Source organism: Actinospica acidithermotolerans, assembly GCF_018139625.1.
Classification (GTDB): Bacteria; Actinomycetota; Actinomycetes; order Streptomycetales; family Catenulisporaceae; genus Actinospica; species Actinospica acidithermotolerans.
Genome location: NZ_JAGSOH010000002.1, coordinates 102,992 through 118,517, shown reverse-complemented (window position 1 = coordinate 118,517; position 15,526 = coordinate 102,992). Strand labels below are relative to the sequence as shown.

The window sequence follows — 15,526 nt, the reverse complement described above, 5'->3', positions numbered from 1 at the left end:
GGTTTCATCGTAGCGCCGTTGCGCCTGCAAATGCATCCGAACATCTGACTACGTTGGGGAGCTCTGTGAACAGCTCGACCACTCCGAGCGACACCGTGGATTCGACGCGTGAAATCGATGCGACCTCGGGCGCCGAACAGGTGCAGTCCACCGCGTACCTGTCTCCCGCTGCTGACGTGTACTCAGAGCCGTTGCTGTCGCTGGAGGACGAAGGCGACCGCACCGAGAGCATCGTCGGCAATTGGCTGCGTCCGCGCCTCAACGACGACGTTGCAACCATGTTCATCAGCCAGGCAGCCGATGACTTCGCCCTGTGGCTCGCGGTCCACGACAGTAAAGGCCCTGCGACGGTCACCGTTGGTTGGGAGAGCCCGCGCGTGCTGGTTGAACTGACCGACCACGGCACGGCAACCCCCGACCTCCACCGGTCCCGCAACGATCTCGCGATGTGCTTCAGGATGCTCGGCCACTACGTCATCGAGTGGCGCTGCGACGCCGACGATGACGGCAACCGCACCACCCGGCTCTACGCCGACACCAACGTCTCGAATATCTCGAATCCTGAGGAGCGGGAGCAATGAGCGTTCTCGCGATCGACGGCACCACCTACGGCGTCAATCTCGGCGCCTACACCGACGCCCCCGGCCTCGGTCGCCGGTTCATCACCCAGCTTTGCGACCTGTGGGGAGTCGAGGACGACGCGGCAGAGCGCGCGCTACTGCTCGGCTCGGAGCTGGTGACCAACGCCGTCCTAGCCACGTCGCGTCTGCTCGGACGGCACTGGGGCCGGTTCATCGTCGTACGCGCCAGCGTCACCGCTTCGGAACTTCGCGTCGAAGTGCTGGACCACAGCCCGGATATGCCTGTGGTCCAGCAGTCCGACGCGGACAGCGAGAGCGGACGCGGCCTGATCCTGGTCAGCGAGCTTGCCGACGAGTGGGGATGCCGTCCCGAGCCTGCGCGATACCTCGCCCACGACGGCAAAGCGGTGTGGTTCGCGCTCAAGCTCCGCCAGCCTCCACGCCCCAGAAGCGCGGAGCCCGCGCATGAGCCGCTGGACCCGGACGAGGTGACCCCCGCTACCCCTGTCACCGCCGTCCGCCCGAGCCCGCGCCCCGACCTTGCTACTCAGGAGCCTGAGATGTACGTACCTCTGCCGCGCCGCGCCCAGTGCAAGCCGGGAGCGCGCCCGCAGGCACGACCGGCCATCCCGAGCAGGCTACCCGCGCCATCCGCGTGCGTCGCCAGCCTCGCCGCCCGCGAACAGCTCGAAGACTCGATCCGGCGCATCAAGGTCGAGGTCTCCTGACCGCCGCCACCCGGCCCGGCGCGGCGTAGTTGAAGGCATCCCGCAGCGCGGGACACCGCCACGGTATGCCGAATGCCAGGCCCCTTAGACACCCCCGGTCCGCCGTAGGCGCGCACCCACAGCGGACCGGGGGCCACCAACCCACATCCGCCAGAGAAACGGATTACTGTGACCATAGCCGAAACCGAGCCGTTCACCCCGCCATCGCCCGTAGACGAGCCGCCCCACGAGCCGACCGCGATCCGGGGTCACATCAACCTCGAAAACGGCGACTACCGCTGGATCAACGCCCAGCCCGTAGACACCACGGCCGCGGGAGGGTACGTCTACCAGGCGATTCAGGGAGTCGCCGCCATGAGCGCGAGCGCGGGCAGCCCGCCTGCCGCAGACGCCGACGTTCACCAGGTCGTCACCGGGGACGACGGTACGGACTCCTACGTTCGCGTTCCCGGCCCCGAACCGCTGCACACGTCGGCCGACCCCAAGGACGCGCCAAACGCCGTGGCCCACTGGACCGAGACCGTCAACGACATAACCAGCTACATCGTGCACTCCAGCGTCGCGGCCGTCACGAGCCATCACTGCCTGCCCGACGACAGCGGCGGCAGCTGGTACACCGGTGACCGCGCGACCTTCAACGTCCCGCCGCTCGCCGCCGACACGGCCCGAATCCGCAAGGTCGGCACCTACCAGGGCCGCGACCTCTACCGCGAAAACCTCGACGCCGACGCGACGGCAGAGCCCGCGCTCGCCCCGGCGCAGAGGCACAAGTGCGTCACGCTGCCCGGCAGCGACTTGCCGATCTACGTCGGAGACGGCGAAGACGACTTCGTGCCGACCGTTCCCGACCCCACGGCCGCTTTCGTGCAGCCGGTGACGCTTGAAGCCACCGACGAGGAACAGTCGCGCGCGGCCACGTTCACCGCGAGCCTGTGGGAGTACATCAGGCGGGCGGGCGGTCCGCGCCCCGACCATCAGCGGGCCGCGATCTACCGGCGCGTCTTCAAGCCGGAATACCTCGCCGACCTCCCCTTGCCCACGCGGAGTGAGATTCCGGACGGCCAGATGGTCACGCTCAGCTTCAGCACCGCCGCCCGGTACACCGACCGCGCCGAACTGATCGAGGCCTACAACGCCCAACCGCGCACGTGGGTCTTCGAACGCGCACACCACACCATGGCGTGGCTCAACCACGCCGCCGCCTACCTCGCCCGCCTATCCGGAAGCAAGCTCGAAGTGCTCGCCGCCGTCTTCGACTCCCGTCCCCAGGACGAGACCCCCGGCGCGCACACCGACGAGTGGTATTCGGTCATCGTCCAGATGGACGGAGCCAAGACGTGGACCATCAACCCCGGCGCCGATCAGCAGCAGTACACCACCCAGGCCGGTGACGTGCTGCTGATCCCCGAAGGCGTCGTGCACGCCACCGCCACACCGGGCGAGCCCGGACACAGCAGGCACATCCAATTCACCCTGTGCAGGCACACGATCTACACCACCGCCGCGCCCTCCGAGCCGGTAGCCATCGCGACGGCCGCCTGAGGGTTCGCCACCGGGGCGGGACTCGGGCGCGCGATACTGACACCAAGTGCGGTCCAGCGCGCCCGAGACTCGCCAAAGGAGCAATCAGCCGATGACCAGGACAGCCGACCACGTACACCGGACACAGCCCGCGTTCAACCTGGGGTTTCCCGGGTTCCCGGGCTATCCCGCCCTGCCCGCCGCCGCAGAGATCTGTTACTCGATCGCAGACGGCTGCGCCGCCTGCCTCGATGCGGCGATCGATGACGCGAGCGATGACGTGTTCGTGTGCTCAGCCCTGGTCGCCTACACGGCCGAAATCCTCGCAGTCACTCACGCGATGACCACGCCCGTTCCAACGAGCGGACGTGAGCCGTTCCTACCCGAAGGACTCGGGACCGAGCCCACCAAGCCCGGCGCCCCGATTCCCGGCCCGGCATTCGTGGCAGCGGCTACCGCCGCGTTCGACGCGTGCCCCGCCACATGCGCAGGCAACGGCGTTCCCGCAGCGCAACACGTTCTCAGCCGCGTCAGCCCCGACGAGCGGATCAAAGCCCTTTCGGATGCCGCAGCGCTCTTAGCCGTCTACCAGCCCCGCACCGAACGCGGCCGGAACGCGCTTAAAGCCCTGTCGATGCCCCTCTAGCCCCGCGCCACCGCCCGGTGTCGCGGCCACCCAACACCAGGGAGTCAAGGCAATGTCCCCCACCCTCCAGCACGACACGCCCACCGACACCGAGACCGCCCTGCCGCTGATCCTGCGCGGCACCCAGACCATCCCCACCACCGAACTGCCCGCCACCGACTGGGACGAGGCCCTTCAGATCCTCGTCATCAAGGGCACCGACACCCCCGCGCACACCGTTCCCGACTTCATCGCCGGAACCACCTCCACCTCCGTGACCGACAACATCAAGGACGAGGACGACTGACCGTGCCCGCGCTGATCCTGACCCAGCGCCAGGACATCACCGCCGACCGCGTCATCGTCAAGCTTCGCGAGCTGGATACTCCCGTCATTCGACTGGACTACGCCGACTTTCCGGCAGGCGCCGGAATGACCGCGCAGTTCAACGGCGGCGAGTGGGCCGGAATCCTGCGCGTCGGCAGCCGCACCACGACGCTCCGCGAGATCACCGGCGTCTACTATCGGCGCCCGTCCACCCCGCGCGTCACCGGACACGGCTCGCCCGGCCGAGACGGATTCGTCGAGAAAGAGATCACTCTCGGTTTCGGCGGAGTCCTCGCCGCGCTCCCAGAACACCTCTGGCTCGGCCATCCGGCAACCCTGCTCGCCGTCCAGCGCTCAAAGCCCTGGCAACTCGTGCTCGCCGACGCGTGCGGCCTCACCGTCCCCGCGACCATGGTCACCGGAGACACCGCGCACGCCGCGCACTTCGCCGCGCAGGTCGGCGGGGAAGTCGCGGTCAAGTCCTTCGGAACAGCCGCGTTTCTCGGCCCCGAGGGCGAACAGGAAGCCATCTACACCCGACGACTGCGCGCCGACGAGATCCGTTCGGCAAGCCTGCTCGGGATACCCCACCAGTTCCAACGGTGGATCAACGCGGAGCACGCCGTCAGGCTCACCGCCGTGGACGACGAGCTGTTCGCCGCCGAAATCCACTTCGGCTCACCAGCCGCCCGGCTCGACTGGCGATCAGATCAGGACTCACTGACGTACAAGCGCGTCCAGCCGCCGCCCGCAGTCGCTGACAGCGTTCGGCAGCTCATGCGGCGAATGAACCTGCGTTACGGAGCCCTGGATTTCCTGATCGACAAGGCCGGAACCTGGTGGTTCCTCGAAATCAACGCCAACGGGCAATGGGCATGGATCGACGAAGTCTCCGACGACATCGCCGACGCCATCGCCCGCGCCCTCACCAAGGCCCCCTCACCCGAGTAGGCCAAACGAGCCGCCCGCCGCCGCGCAGCTAGTCCCCACGAGCAGCGGCGGGCATCCCCGCGCGAACTGGTGAACGCTCTCCCCCCAGCCAGCGCACACGGCGCCCCCTGATCCCTGCGCCCGACCCGTCGCACGGTCGGAGGATCAGGGGGCGTTGTCGTCCCATCTGTTGCCCACGACCGAGGAACCAGGATGAACGACGGCTCACCCCGTTACCGCATACCCGCCCTGATCCGAGTCCCCGCCGAACTCGCATTAACCGTCTTCGCCGCAGTGATCACGGCGTACTTCCTCACATCGGCAGTCGTCATCCGAGCCCTCACCATGGCCCGGATCAAGGCGACAGCCCGGCTCAGCCATGCCCTCAACCGGCGCAAACAGGCACGCTAGGCTCCTCCGGGCGCTACTCGCCGCCGTGGCCCGGACCGCTACCCGTCGTCGCAAAGCAGCTCCGAGGGTGGTCAGGCTCTCAAGCATCGTGGCCCAGCTCCGAGAAGGTGTTGCCGCTCCCGTGGCCGTTACGGCGAGCGCCGCACACAGTGCGTCCCTCTCCGTCCCGTCCTCTCCGCTAGCTGGGTGGTGGGTCGCGAGGAAAGACCAATCGGCGGCGGGTCCGCTGTTGCTCGCTAAGGGGTTCCAGCGTGCTCACCAGGGCTGCGAAACCGGCAGAGCAGCGGCACGCTATGCCTGCTCAGGCCGTGGTCGGGGCGCCGCGGCTCCGCCGGCATCTCCGCCCACTCGAACGCTGCGGAACCTCTACGACAAAGGCCCGGCCCGGCATCGGGGGGGAGGACGCCGGGCCGGGTACGCCGCCAGATTGACCGGGGGGGATGGTCAAAACCCGGGGCGCCTGCCGAAGTGATCGGCATCGCGGCGATGATAGCAAGGACCCGAACACGCTCGAAAGCCCGCCGCAGGCAACGACTTGAAAACCCTCTGCCGCCTCCGGCGCGGACCGCTCCTCGGAGAGCCCCCGCGCGAACACCGCCGTGGCCCGGCCGCGTCCGGCGACGTGCGTCCGGTTGGCCGGTTGGGTGCGGGGGTCACCTCGACGAGCGCCGAAGGCGTACCAGGAACCTGACGGGGCACGCCAGCGGCGAACAGTCACGCCGTACGCGCTCACCGCTCCGCCGCTGGCGTGCCCCGTCAGAACCCTGGTCCGGGCAAGCCCGCCCGACGAGGAGACCCCCGCACCCAAAACCGGCCGCCCTAGTGGGTGGTAAACCAGGGCTCACGCCCTGGCCCGCACCCCGCCCCAGCCCTGTGACCTGCATTCAAGCTCACCAGAGCCTTGATACAGGCCATCTCGCCCGGTACTATGTACATAGCGGGGGTTACTGCGCAGATAGGAGATGTAGGTCTCGACGACGTTGTCGCCGCCGCCGAAGTCGTACTGCCAGACGTGGTCCAGGATCTGCGCCTTCGACATCACCCGGCCCGCGTTCAGGGTCAGGAACCGCAGGAGCTTGAACTCGGTCGGCGTCAGCTCCATCGCCTCGCCGCCGCGCCGGGCCTCGTGCGCGTCCTCGTCGATGACCAGGTCCGCGTAGCCGAGCCGCACCTGCTCGGCCTCCGGCCTGGTCCGCCGCAGCACGGCCCGGATCCGCGCGATCAGCTCGTCCAGCGAGAAGGGCTTGGTGACGTAGTCGTCCCCGCCGACCGTCAGCCCGGTGATCTTGTCCTCGGTGGCGTCCCGCGCGGTCAGGAAGACCACCGGCACCCGCAGCCCCTGCGCGCGCAGCCGCGAGCAGACCTCGAGCCCGTCGAAGTCCGGCAGCATCACGTCGAGCACCAGCAGGTCCGGGCCGAACTCGGCGGCGGCCGCGAGCGCGGTACGGCCGTTCGCCGCACTGGCCACCTCGAAGCCCTCGTAGCGCAGCGCCAGGCCGACAAGATCGGTGATCGAGTTCTCGTCGTCGACCACCAGGATCCGCGCCTCGGGTCGCGTCCCGTTCATGAAACCGCCTTTCCGGTCCCGACCACGGTCTCCTTCTCCACTGTGCCCTACTTGTGTGTTCGCTGGGAGTCTGCTGTGAGCGGGGGCAACGCTGCGAGGGCCTTTTTGTGGAATCCGGCAACAGATCGGCGCCCGGCGCGCCGCTAGCGTCGTGAGACGGAAGTTCCCACTAGAGGAGCCCTACAAGCGAAGGAGCCCCGATGGCGTCCACCCTCGCCCTCGATCCGCGCGCCGGCCGCCGCGTGCTGGCCGACCTGATCCGCGTGCCGCTGGGCGCGAAGGCACGCGAGGCCGCGCTGATCGCCGCCGGTGCGGGCCTGACCGGACTGGCCGCGCAGATCTCGATCCCGGTGCACGGCTCCCCGGTGCCGGTCACCGGCCAGACCTTCGGCGTGCTGCTGGTCGGCGCAGCGCTCGGCGCCCGTCGCGGCGCGGCCTCGATGGCGCTGTACCTGCTGGCCGGATTCGTCGGCGTGCCCTGGTTCGCGGGCGCCACCAGCGGTTCGATCCACCTGGCCACGCTCGGCTACCTGGTCGGGTTCATCCTGGCGGGCGCGCTCGTCGGCCGGCTCGCCGAACGCGGCGCGGACCGCTCGCCGTGGCGCACCGCGGTGACGATGGCGGCGGGGAACGTCGTCATCTACGCCTGCGGCGTCCCCTACCTGGCCTGGTCGGCGCACCTGCCGATGTCCGAGGCCGTGCACTACGGCCTGACCGTCTTCCTGCTCGGCGACGCGCTGAAGATCCTGCTTGCCGCCGGCCTGCTGCCGGGCGCCTGGAAGTTCGCCGGCGAGCGCGGCGTGGGACACTAGCCGCATGCGTATCTACCTGGGCTCGGACCACGCGGGCTTCGAGCTGAAGCAGCACCTTGTCGCACACCTGAAGGAGCTCGGGCACGAGCCGGTCGACTGCGGTCCCTACGAGTACGTCGCCACCGACGACTACCCGCCGTACGTGATGGCGGCCGCCAAGAACGCGGCCGAGGAGCCGGGCACGCTCGGCATCGTCATCGGCGGCTCCGGCAACGGCGAGGTCATCGCCGCGAACAAGGTGCCGGGCACCCGTGCCGCGCTGGTGTGGAGCGAGGAGACCGCGGCGCTGGCCCGGCAGCACAACGACGCCAACGTGATCAGCATCGGCGGCCGGATGCACCCGGTCGAGGTCGCCACCCGCTTCGTCGAGATCTTCGTCGAGACCCCGTTCAGCCAGGACCCGCGGCACATCCGCCGGATCGGCATGCTCACCGAGTTCGAGACCACCGGAGAGCTGCCCAAGCCCGAATGAGCCCGCCGGGTCGGCAGCTGCGGCGCCGGGCCGAGTGCCCGGCGCCCCATGCCCCGTGCCCCACGGTATTCAACCCAATGAGTGACAGCAGGGGACGCCACCGGGGCTTTTGCCCCCGCTCGGGTGACGGTGGCGGGGCCGGTCGGTAAGGTCGGCGACCATGATGGCGACGGCTGCGATGGACCGTCCGGCGGCCCGCTCGCGTGACGCGGCGCGCCGCCGGAGCCGATGGTCCCCGGTGAGGTTCTGGGTCAGGCACCGGCTGCTGGCCGCCGAGGCCCTCGTCCTGCCGGCGCTGCTCGCCCTCACCGCGGCCCTCGGGGTGCTCGCGCACCTGCACAACCCGTGGGTGCAGACCTCGATGGTCACGCTGCCGCTGCTGCTCGGCGGCTTCACCCTCACCTTCACCGCGCAGCTGATGCTGCTGCTCGCCGCGGCCGTCGTCGTGCTCGCCGACTCGGCCACGATGAACCCCGCCAGGCCCGACCCCGGCACCGTGCTGCTCGTCGGCCTCACCGCGCTCGTCGTGCTCGTCATGTCGCGCGAGCGGGTGCGGCTCGGGGTGCGCGGCACCCGCGGCGAATCCATGCTCTTCGATCTGCGCGAACGGCTGCAGGCGCAGGGCCGGGTGCCCCGGCTGCCGAAGGGCTGGGACGTCGACGTCGCCCTCAAGTCGGCCGGCGGCCATGCCTTCGCGGGGGACTTCCTCGTCGCCGCGCGCTCGGAGCAGGGCGGCGTCCTGCAGCTCGGCCTCGTCGACGTCAGCGGCAAGGGCCTCGAGGCGGGAACCAGGGCCCTGGCTCTGTCCGGCGCGTTCGGCGGCCTGCTCGGCTCGGTCCCGGCCGGCGAGTTCCTGGCCGCGGCGAACCGCTACCTGCTGCGGCAGGGCTGGGAGGAGGGCTTCGCGACCGCCGTGCACCTCGTGCTGGACCTGGAGTCCGGCGCGTTCGAGTGCTACAGCGCGGGGCATCCGCCGGTCGCGCGGCTGAACGCGGGCACCGGCGGATGGGAGCTCGCCGAGGCGCCGGGCCCGGTGCTCGGCGTGCTGCCCGACGTGGTGTACGAGCCGAGCCGCGGGCGCCTGGACCCGGGCGACGCGCTGCTGCTCTACACCGACGGACTCGTCGAGCGGCCTGGCCGGGACCTCTCCGTGGGCCTGGACCGGCTGCTCGGCGCCGCGCAGACGCTGCGGCACAAGAGCTTCCCCGGCGGCGCGATGCGGATCGTGGACACGGTCGCGCGTTCGGTGAACGACGACCGCGCCCTCGTCCTGCTGTGCCGCGACGCCCAGGCCTAGGCCAGGGCGCCGCGCCCTTCTCCGGCTACTGCATCGCGGCGAGCGCCGCGGCCGACTCCGGACCCGCGTACGAGGCGCCGTAGCCGGCGTCGAGCACGACGGTCGCGATCGCGATGTCCAGGGTCGGGTCGAACACGACCATCCAGCTGTTCGGCTTGGTCTGCGTGGCGCCGACGTCCGCGGTGCCCGTCTTGCCGTAGACCGTCGAGTTCACGCTGCTGAACACGTTGTACGCGGTGCCATCGGAGTCGTTGGTGACGGCCTTCATCATCTTCCACAGGCCCTGCTGCACGTTCGTCGGCAGCGAGGTAGCGGTCAGCTGCGAGGCGCCCTGCACCACGATCGGCTGCTTGAACGTGCCGGTGTCCACCGTCGCGGCGACCGAGGCCATCGCCAGCGGAGCGGCCTCGAGCTGGCCCTGGCCGAACAGCTCCTGGAACAGCTCGCCGTTCGAGGAGCTGGACGGGATCTGGTAGTACGGGCCGGCCAGGCCGGTGCCGAGGTTCCACTGCTGGTTCAGTCCGTAGTACTTCTCGGCCGTCTGGGCGAGCGTCGTCGAGCCGATCTTGTCGTACCACTGGCCGAACGCGTTGTTGCAGGACACCGCGAAGTCGGTCAGGAACGGGGTGCCGGCCGGCTCGCTCTCGTTCTGCGAGTTGGCGAACACCGTGCCGTCGACCGTGATCTTCGCGGGGCACTCCACCGCCTGGCTGGTCGAGGAGACCTCGCCGTTGGCCAGCAGCGCCGTCGCGGTGATGATCTTGTTCGTCGAGCCGGGCGCGATCCGCGCGGTGAGCGCGAAGTCGTTGCCGCCGTCGTTGTTCGCCACCGCGAGGATGTCGCCGGTGCTCGGCTGCAGCACGACCATCGAGCTGTCCGAGTACTTCTGGACCGCCGCCTGCGCGGCCGCCTCCGCCTTCGCGTTGATCGTCGTCTTGACGACCCCGGTGTTCATCGGCTGGCTCAGCACGTCCGTGCTGCCGCTGACCTGCGTGCCGTCGGCCTTCTCCAGCACGATCTCGACGCCGGGCGTGCCCTGGCCGGCCGGAGCCGACTTCTTCAGCGCGGTGTAGATGTTGTGCACGCCGGGGTCCGTGGCGGACGAGAGGCTGTTCCCGGCGTCGTCCACCACTTCGGAGGCTGAGGGGGCGAGCGCGACGCTGACGACCTTCTCGTCAGCGGTCAGGTTCGGCGCGACCAGCGACGGGTTCCACTGGATCCACCAGCCGCCGTTCTTCTTGTAGGCCACCACCTTTGAGCTGTACGACCAGTTCGCGGACACCGAGCTCGTGTCGGAGGTCGACGTGCTCGTGCCCGTGCTCGTGCTCGACGACGACGAGGAGGACGACGACGCGCCGGCCGAGCTCGACGCGGACGAGGAACTCGACGACGTCGACGACGCGGAGGTGGACGGCAGGCCGACCTTGGCGACGACCGAGAACGTGACCGCGCCGGCCGTGCCCGTCGGCGCCGAGGCGCCGTACGAGGCGGATGCGGACGCCGATGCCGAAGCAGACGTCGAACCCGTCGCGGACGCCCCGGCCGAGGCGGACGCCGCGGCGAGCGCCGTGGAACCGGTGGCCGAGAGCGTCAGACCGTGGAGGTTCAGATTCGAGCTGAACGCCGCCAGCGTGGACTGCGCGGCCGCCGAGTCGTCCGTGTACGACGCGGCCTGCTTGAAGTTCCCGCTCTCCCAGGCCGTCAGAAACGCCTGGGCGGTCTCCTGCGCGTCGGCCGTGACCGTGGTCCCGGTCGGCTGGAAGCCGCTCGGCGTCGCGTGGGCCGAGGCGCCCGCGCCGGTGAGCCCGCCCTGGTTGAGCACCAGCACGGTCGCCAGCCCGACGATCGCCGCGGCCCCGATCCCGCTGGCCAGGTACACCTTCTTGCGCGAGCCGGGACGCCGCTCCTCGCCGGTGGCGAAGTCCTCGGCGGGCGGCGGCGCCGGGCGCCGAGGCACCTGCGGCTGGTAGGCCGTCGGCTCGGGCTCCGGAATCCGGAACGGCTGAGCCGGCCGCTGCTCCTGCTGCCCGTGCTCCGCACCGGCTTCGGCGCCGGATGCCGCGCCCTGGCCAGGGGCGCCCGCGTACCCGCGAGCCGCCCTCGACGAGGACTGCGACTGCTGCTGGGCCGACGGCCGCGGCTCGCCCCACATTTGCGCGGACTGCGGCGGCTGCTGGGCCGAGGGCCTAGGCTCGCCCCACATTTGCGCAGACTGTGGCGGCTGCCACGTGCCGCCCGCGTCCTGCGCGGAAGCGGGAGCCTGGGGCACGAGCTGCGTCGGGGTGGCGTCCGGCGTCGGCTGGTTCACGAGCTGGGTCGGGGTGGCGTCCGGCGTCGGCTGGTTCACGAGCTGCGTGGGCATACCGTCCGGCGTGGGCTGGTTCACGGGCTGGTTCACCAGATGCGTGGCCGCCGAGGCGTTCTGGCCCGGACCCTCGTGGACCACGATCCGCGTCGCCATCGCGTCCGGGTTCTCCAGGTGCACCACGTGCGTGGCCATCGAGTCCGGCGTCGAGCCGGCGCCCGGCGCGCCCGGCGCGGGCTCCGGGCTCCACGCCGACTGCTCCTGAGCCTCCGTCACCCGCGGCTGCGACGGCGCTTCCTGGCTCCAGGCGAGCGGCTCCCGCACCTCGGCCGCAGGCTCCTCCGGTCGCGCCAGCGCCTGCGGTTCCGGGCTCCACGCAAGGGGCACCCGCGTCGCGGACTCCCGGGGTTCCGGCGCGGGCTCGGGCTCCGAGGTCGGCGCCGGGCTCCACGCGAACGGCTGCTGAGCCTCCGTCGGCTGCGACTCCGGCACGCCCACCGGCTCCGGCACGCCCACCGGCTCCGGCGGCCGCGGCTGCCGGGCCGAGAGCTCAGGCTCCGGCTCACGCTCGGCCTCCGGCCCGGCCTCGGCCTCGGCCTGCGCCACGGGCTCCGGCCCCGGCTCGACTGCCGACTCCGACTCCGACTCCGGCTGCGAGGGCCGGCCGGCCGGGGGCCGCGCGTCCCCCTTGACCGCGGGCATCGTCCAGTCGGTCTGCTCGGCCTCGGCCTCCGGCGCCGGCTCCGGCGCGCCCTCCGGCACGGGCCGCCCGGCCGCCGAGCCCTCCTCACCCCCCGACGAGTCCTGCTCGGCGCTGAACCAGCCGTCCCAGCCCTTGCTCGGAGAATCGTCGCTCACCTCAAGTCCCCTCCTTGATACGGACCCTTGCAGCTCATAAGACGTGCAGGTGTGCAAGTCCGTTGCGCGCAGATCCTATCCGCACGCCATGTGCGGACGTGCGGACAATGCGTCACATCCAGGCAACAAGACCGACAACGCGGTTCATAGGCACGCAAAGGGGCCCCGGCATAAGCGCCCAGGGCCCCGTCGGAGCGGATGACGGGAATCGAACCCGCGTAGCTAGTTTGGAAGACTAGGGCTCTACCATTGAGCTACATCCGCGTGGTGACGCGACCCTATCTTGCCACATCGCCGTGCCGCCGCGTGACACGGTTTTCCCGCACCAGAACCCGGGTGCATGCGAGGCTCCGTACCGGGTAAGCTCCGCTCGCCGGGGTGTGGCGCAGCTTGGTAGCGCGTTCGCTTTGGGAGCGAAAGGCCGTGGGTTCGAATCCCGCCACCCCGACTGCAATGATCGGCGTCTGCGCCCCCGCCCGGGAGTCGGGCGGGGGCGCAGACGCTTTCGCGTCAGCCGGCTTCGGCCGCCGCGCGCAGGTCGTCGGTGTAGTGCGCGGCACTGTCCAGGCTCGTCGTGTAGTACGTGGGGTAGAAGTACGCGAGGCCGAAGCTCGTCGAGTCGACCCAGATGCAGGTCGGGATGGTCTGGCCGTCGGCGGCCAACGTTCCGCAGCTGATCGCCGCCGAGGAGTCGCTGCTCGTCTCGACCTGCGTCCCGGCCATCTTCACCGCCGTCGTGATCTCGTCGACGATGGTGGCGGCCGGTGTAGAGGTGAATTCGTTCTCGGTGGCCGCGGTCAGGTTGGTGAACGGCTGGTCCACCAGCACGAGCCGCCAGCCGCCGTTCGCCTGCGGGCCGTAGGCGCCGATCAGCGCGCCGGTGTACGTCGCGCCGCCTTTGCTCACGCCGGTCCGCACCCGGCTCGCCTCCGCCTGCGCGCTGCTGGACTTGAGCAGCTGCAGGCCGTCGACGCTGGCGGGCAGGGCGACGGCCGCGCTCGTCGGGCTCGCAGACGTGCTGTCGTCGCTGCTCGCCTGGGCCTGGATCGCGCTCACCACCGCGGAGTTGATCGCATCCGCGGTCGCGGAGTCCGAGGCCGCGGCGGCCGTCGAGGTCGGGGAGCCGGAGGAGGCGACCAGCGCGTAGGCGCCGACGCCGATAGCCGCGAGGAAGGCGAAGCCGATCGAGAGGCCGAGGATCAGGCCCGTGTTCGCCCGCCTGGGCGGGGCGACCGGGTAGCCGCCATAGGGCTGGGCGTGCGGCTGGGTTATCCCGGGGATACCCGGCGCGGCGTCCTGCGGGACGGGCGACGTCCACTCGCCGGGTCTTGCAGGGTCCTGTGATTCGTCCGGTGACATGCGCGCAGCATAGCGATGCCGCCGGACACCCGCCTTTTTCAAGGTCGTTTAGACCGATTCCGGACCTTTGGGTACGCGGTGAACTGCACTTTTATCACCCTGCGGGGGTCCGCGGGGTACGATGGCCCCGCAGGTGCGGTATCGGCGTGCGGAAAACCGCCCGCCGGCGTAGATCAGTGCCCGACTCAGCCGAGTCACCGTCCGGCGCGGCGCCTGCGGTCAATACCGAAGTCCCAACGAGGAGACCACTGCTGTGAAGAGCGCCGTCGAGAATCTGGACCCGACCCGGGTCCGGCTCACCGTCGAGGTTCCCTTCGCCGAGCTCAAGCCCAGCCTCGACGCGGCGTACCAGAAGATCGCCGAGCAGGTGAACGTGCCGGGCTTCCGCAAGGGGAAGGTCCCGCCGCGAATCATCGACCAGCGGTTCGGCCGCGGCCCGGTGCTCGAGGAGGCCATCAACTCGGCGCTGCCCGACCTGTACGGCAAGGCCGTCAACGAGGCGAAGCTCGAGGTCGTCGGCCGTCCCGAGGTCGAGGTCACCGACCTGACCGACGGCGAGGCGCTGAAGTTCACCGCCGAGGTGGACGTGCGCCCCGAGTTCGACCTGCCCGCGTACGAGGGCCTCGAGGTCGAGGTCGACGACGCCGAGATCGGCGACGAGCAGATCGACGAGCAGCTCGATTCGCTGCGCAAGCGCTTCGGCTCGCTGGTCGGCGTCGACCGGGCGATCGAGGACGGCGACTTCGTCAGCCTCGACCTGACCGCCTCCATCGACGGCGAGGTCCTCGAGGACGGCACCGCCACCGGCGTCTCCTACGAGGTCGGCTCCGGCAACATGGTCGACGGCCTGGACGAGGCGATCCTGGGCAAGAACGGCGGCGACGAGGTCGAGTTCCGCAGCACCCTGGTCGGCGGCTCCCGCGCCGGCGACGAGGCCGACATCAAGGTCGCCATCGGCTCGGTCAAGACCCGCGAGCTGCCCGAGCTGGACGACGACTTCGCCCAGCTGGCGAGCGAGTTCGACACCCTCGCCGAGCTGCGCGAGTCGATCGCCGCGCGGCTGGCCAAGTCGAAGAAGTTCGAGCAGGGCGCCCAGGCGCGCGACAAGGTCCTCGAGGCCGTCCTCGAGCAGCTCGACTTCCCGCTGCCGGCCAAGGCCGTCGAGGCCGAGATCGCCTGGCGCAACGAGCAGCTCGACCAGCAGATCGAGGCCGCGGGCATGACCCGCGAGGGCTTCTTCAAGCTGCAGGAGCAGACGCCCGAGGAGTTCGACGCCGAGCTGGACAAGCAGGTGCGCGACGGCATGAAGGCGCAGTTCGTGCTCGACAAGGTGGCCGACTCCGCCGAGCTGTCGGTGAACCAGGGCGAGCTGACCAACCACCTGATCCGCCGCGCGGCCGGCTCCGGCATGAGCCCGGACCAGTTCGCCCAGTCCGTCGTGCAGTCGGGCCAGATCCCGGCGCTGGTCGGCGAGGTTCGCCGCGGCAAGGCGCTGCAGCAGATCCTCGAGTCCGCCGTCGTCAAGGACGCCTCGGGCAACGTGGTGGACCTCGCCGAGCTGGCCGAGGCCGAGACCGACGCCTTCGGCCGCACCGCGGGCGACGAGCACTTCGGGCACGCGCACGAGTAAGCGCCTTAGAGCTCGGGAGCAGGGCTCGGGAACAGGTCTCGGGAGCGCTCGGGTTTCCACGCTCCAGCGCGTGAGCGACCCGTGGCGGTCTTGAGTTTCTACG

The 15,526-nt window shown here is 70.4% G+C and carries 14 protein-coding genes and 2 tRNA genes; 12 read left to right on the top strand and 4 right to left on the bottom strand.

Going from position 1 to position 15,526, the window contains the following annotated elements:
• Nucleotides 1-65: 65 nt before the first annotated feature.
• The 7 genes from KDK95_RS01365 to KDK95_RS01335 all read left to right on the top strand — a co-directional run bounded on the left by KDK95_RS01365 (nt 66) and on the right by KDK95_RS01335 (nt 5,123).
• Nucleotides 66-581: a hypothetical protein gene (locus KDK95_RS01365; protein WP_212516090.1), complete on the top strand. Its 516-nt coding sequence runs from the start codon at nt 66-68 to the stop codon at nt 579-581.
• Nucleotides 578-1,309, top strand: a complete 732-nt coding sequence (locus KDK95_RS01360; protein WP_212516089.1) for an ATP-binding protein — start codon at nt 578-580, stop codon at nt 1,307-1,309. The genes KDK95_RS01365 and KDK95_RS01360 overlap by 4 nt, the downstream gene beginning before the upstream one ends.
• Nucleotides 1,310-1,477: 168 nt before the next feature.
• Entirely contained in the window at nt 1,478-2,851 is a 1,374-nt protein-coding gene (locus KDK95_RS37325; protein ID WP_212516088.1) for an AraC family ligand binding domain-containing protein, read from the top strand.
• A 91-nt stretch (nt 2,852-2,942) separates the two neighbouring features.
• On the top strand, nt 2,943-3,476 hold the full coding sequence (locus KDK95_RS01350; protein ID WP_212516087.1) for a hypothetical protein: 534 nt from the start codon (nt 2,943-2,945) through the stop codon (nt 3,474-3,476).
• A 52-nt stretch (nt 3,477-3,528) separates the two neighbouring features.
• Nucleotides 3,529-3,762 carry a hypothetical protein gene (locus tag KDK95_RS01345; protein WP_212516086.1) on the top strand — a complete coding sequence of 78 codons (234 nt, stop codon included), beginning with the start codon at nt 3,529-3,531 and terminating at the stop codon, nt 3,760-3,762.
• 2 nt (nt 3,763-3,764) lie between these two features.
• Nucleotides 3,765-4,733, top strand: coding sequence for an MvdC/MvdD family ATP grasp protein (locus tag KDK95_RS01340; RefSeq protein ID WP_212516085.1), 969 nt, complete (start codon nt 3,765-3,767; stop codon nt 4,731-4,733).
• A gap of 192 nt (nt 4,734-4,925) precedes the next feature.
• Nucleotides 4,926-5,123, top strand: a complete 198-nt coding sequence (locus tag KDK95_RS01335) for a hypothetical protein (protein ID WP_212516084.1) — start codon at nt 4,926-4,928, stop codon at nt 5,121-5,123.
• An 841-nt stretch (nt 5,124-5,964) separates the two neighbouring features.
• Here the strand turns inward: KDK95_RS01335 and KDK95_RS01330 are convergent.
• Nucleotides 5,965-6,690 (bottom strand): response regulator transcription factor, encoded by a 726-nt coding sequence (locus KDK95_RS01330; protein WP_212516083.1) that lies wholly within the window; start codon nt 6,688-6,690, stop codon nt 5,965-5,967.
• A gap of 200 nt (nt 6,691-6,890) precedes the next feature.
• Here KDK95_RS01330 and KDK95_RS01325 point away from each other — a divergent pair, with 200 nt between their 5' ends.
• The 3 genes from KDK95_RS01325 to KDK95_RS01315 all read left to right on the top strand — a co-directional run bounded on the left by KDK95_RS01325 (nt 6,891) and on the right by KDK95_RS01315 (nt 9,271).
• Nucleotides 6,891-7,502, top strand: coding sequence for a biotin transporter BioY (locus tag KDK95_RS01325; RefSeq protein WP_212516082.1), 612 nt, complete (start codon nt 6,891-6,893; stop codon nt 7,500-7,502).
• Nucleotides 7,503-7,506: 4 nt separating this feature from the next.
• Entirely contained in the window at nt 7,507-7,974 is a 468-nt protein-coding gene (locus KDK95_RS01320; protein WP_212516081.1) for a ribose-5-phosphate isomerase, read from the top strand.
• A 160-nt stretch (nt 7,975-8,134) separates the two neighbouring features.
• Nucleotides 8,135-9,271, top strand: a complete 1,137-nt coding sequence (locus tag KDK95_RS01315) for a PP2C family protein-serine/threonine phosphatase (protein ID WP_212516080.1) — start codon at nt 8,135-8,137, stop codon at nt 9,269-9,271.
• Between the two features lie 25 nt (nt 9,272-9,296).
• Here KDK95_RS01315 and KDK95_RS37570 read toward each other — a convergent pair whose 3' ends face one another.
• Together KDK95_RS37570 and KDK95_RS01305 are read right to left on the bottom strand one after the other, a co-directional pair.
• On the bottom strand, nt 9,297-12,434 hold the full coding sequence (locus KDK95_RS37570) for a penicillin-binding transpeptidase domain-containing protein (protein WP_212516079.1): 3,138 nt from the start codon (nt 12,432-12,434) through the stop codon (nt 9,297-9,299).
• A gap of 193 nt (nt 12,435-12,627) precedes the next feature.
• Nucleotides 12,628-12,698: transfer RNA gene (locus KDK95_RS01305), tRNA-Gly, on the bottom strand.
• 110 nt (nt 12,699-12,808) lie between these two features.
• Here KDK95_RS01305 and KDK95_RS01300 point away from each other — a divergent pair.
• A tRNA-Pro gene (locus tag KDK95_RS01300) sits at nt 12,809-12,882 on the top strand.
• A gap of 62 nt (nt 12,883-12,944) precedes the next feature.
• Here KDK95_RS01300 and KDK95_RS01295 read toward each other — a convergent pair.
• Nucleotides 12,945-13,793: a hypothetical protein gene (locus KDK95_RS01295; RefSeq protein ID WP_212516078.1), complete on the bottom strand. Its 849-nt coding sequence runs from the start codon at nt 13,791-13,793 to the stop codon at nt 12,945-12,947.
• Between the two features lie 253 nt (nt 13,794-14,046).
• Between KDK95_RS01295 and tig the strand changes: the two genes are divergently transcribed.
• Nucleotides 14,047-15,423 carry a trigger factor gene (gene tig, locus KDK95_RS01290; RefSeq protein ID WP_212516077.1) on the top strand — a complete coding sequence of 459 codons (1,377 nt, stop codon included), beginning with the start codon at nt 14,047-14,049 and terminating at the stop codon, nt 15,421-15,423.
• Nucleotides 15,424-15,526: the final 103 nt, after the last annotated feature.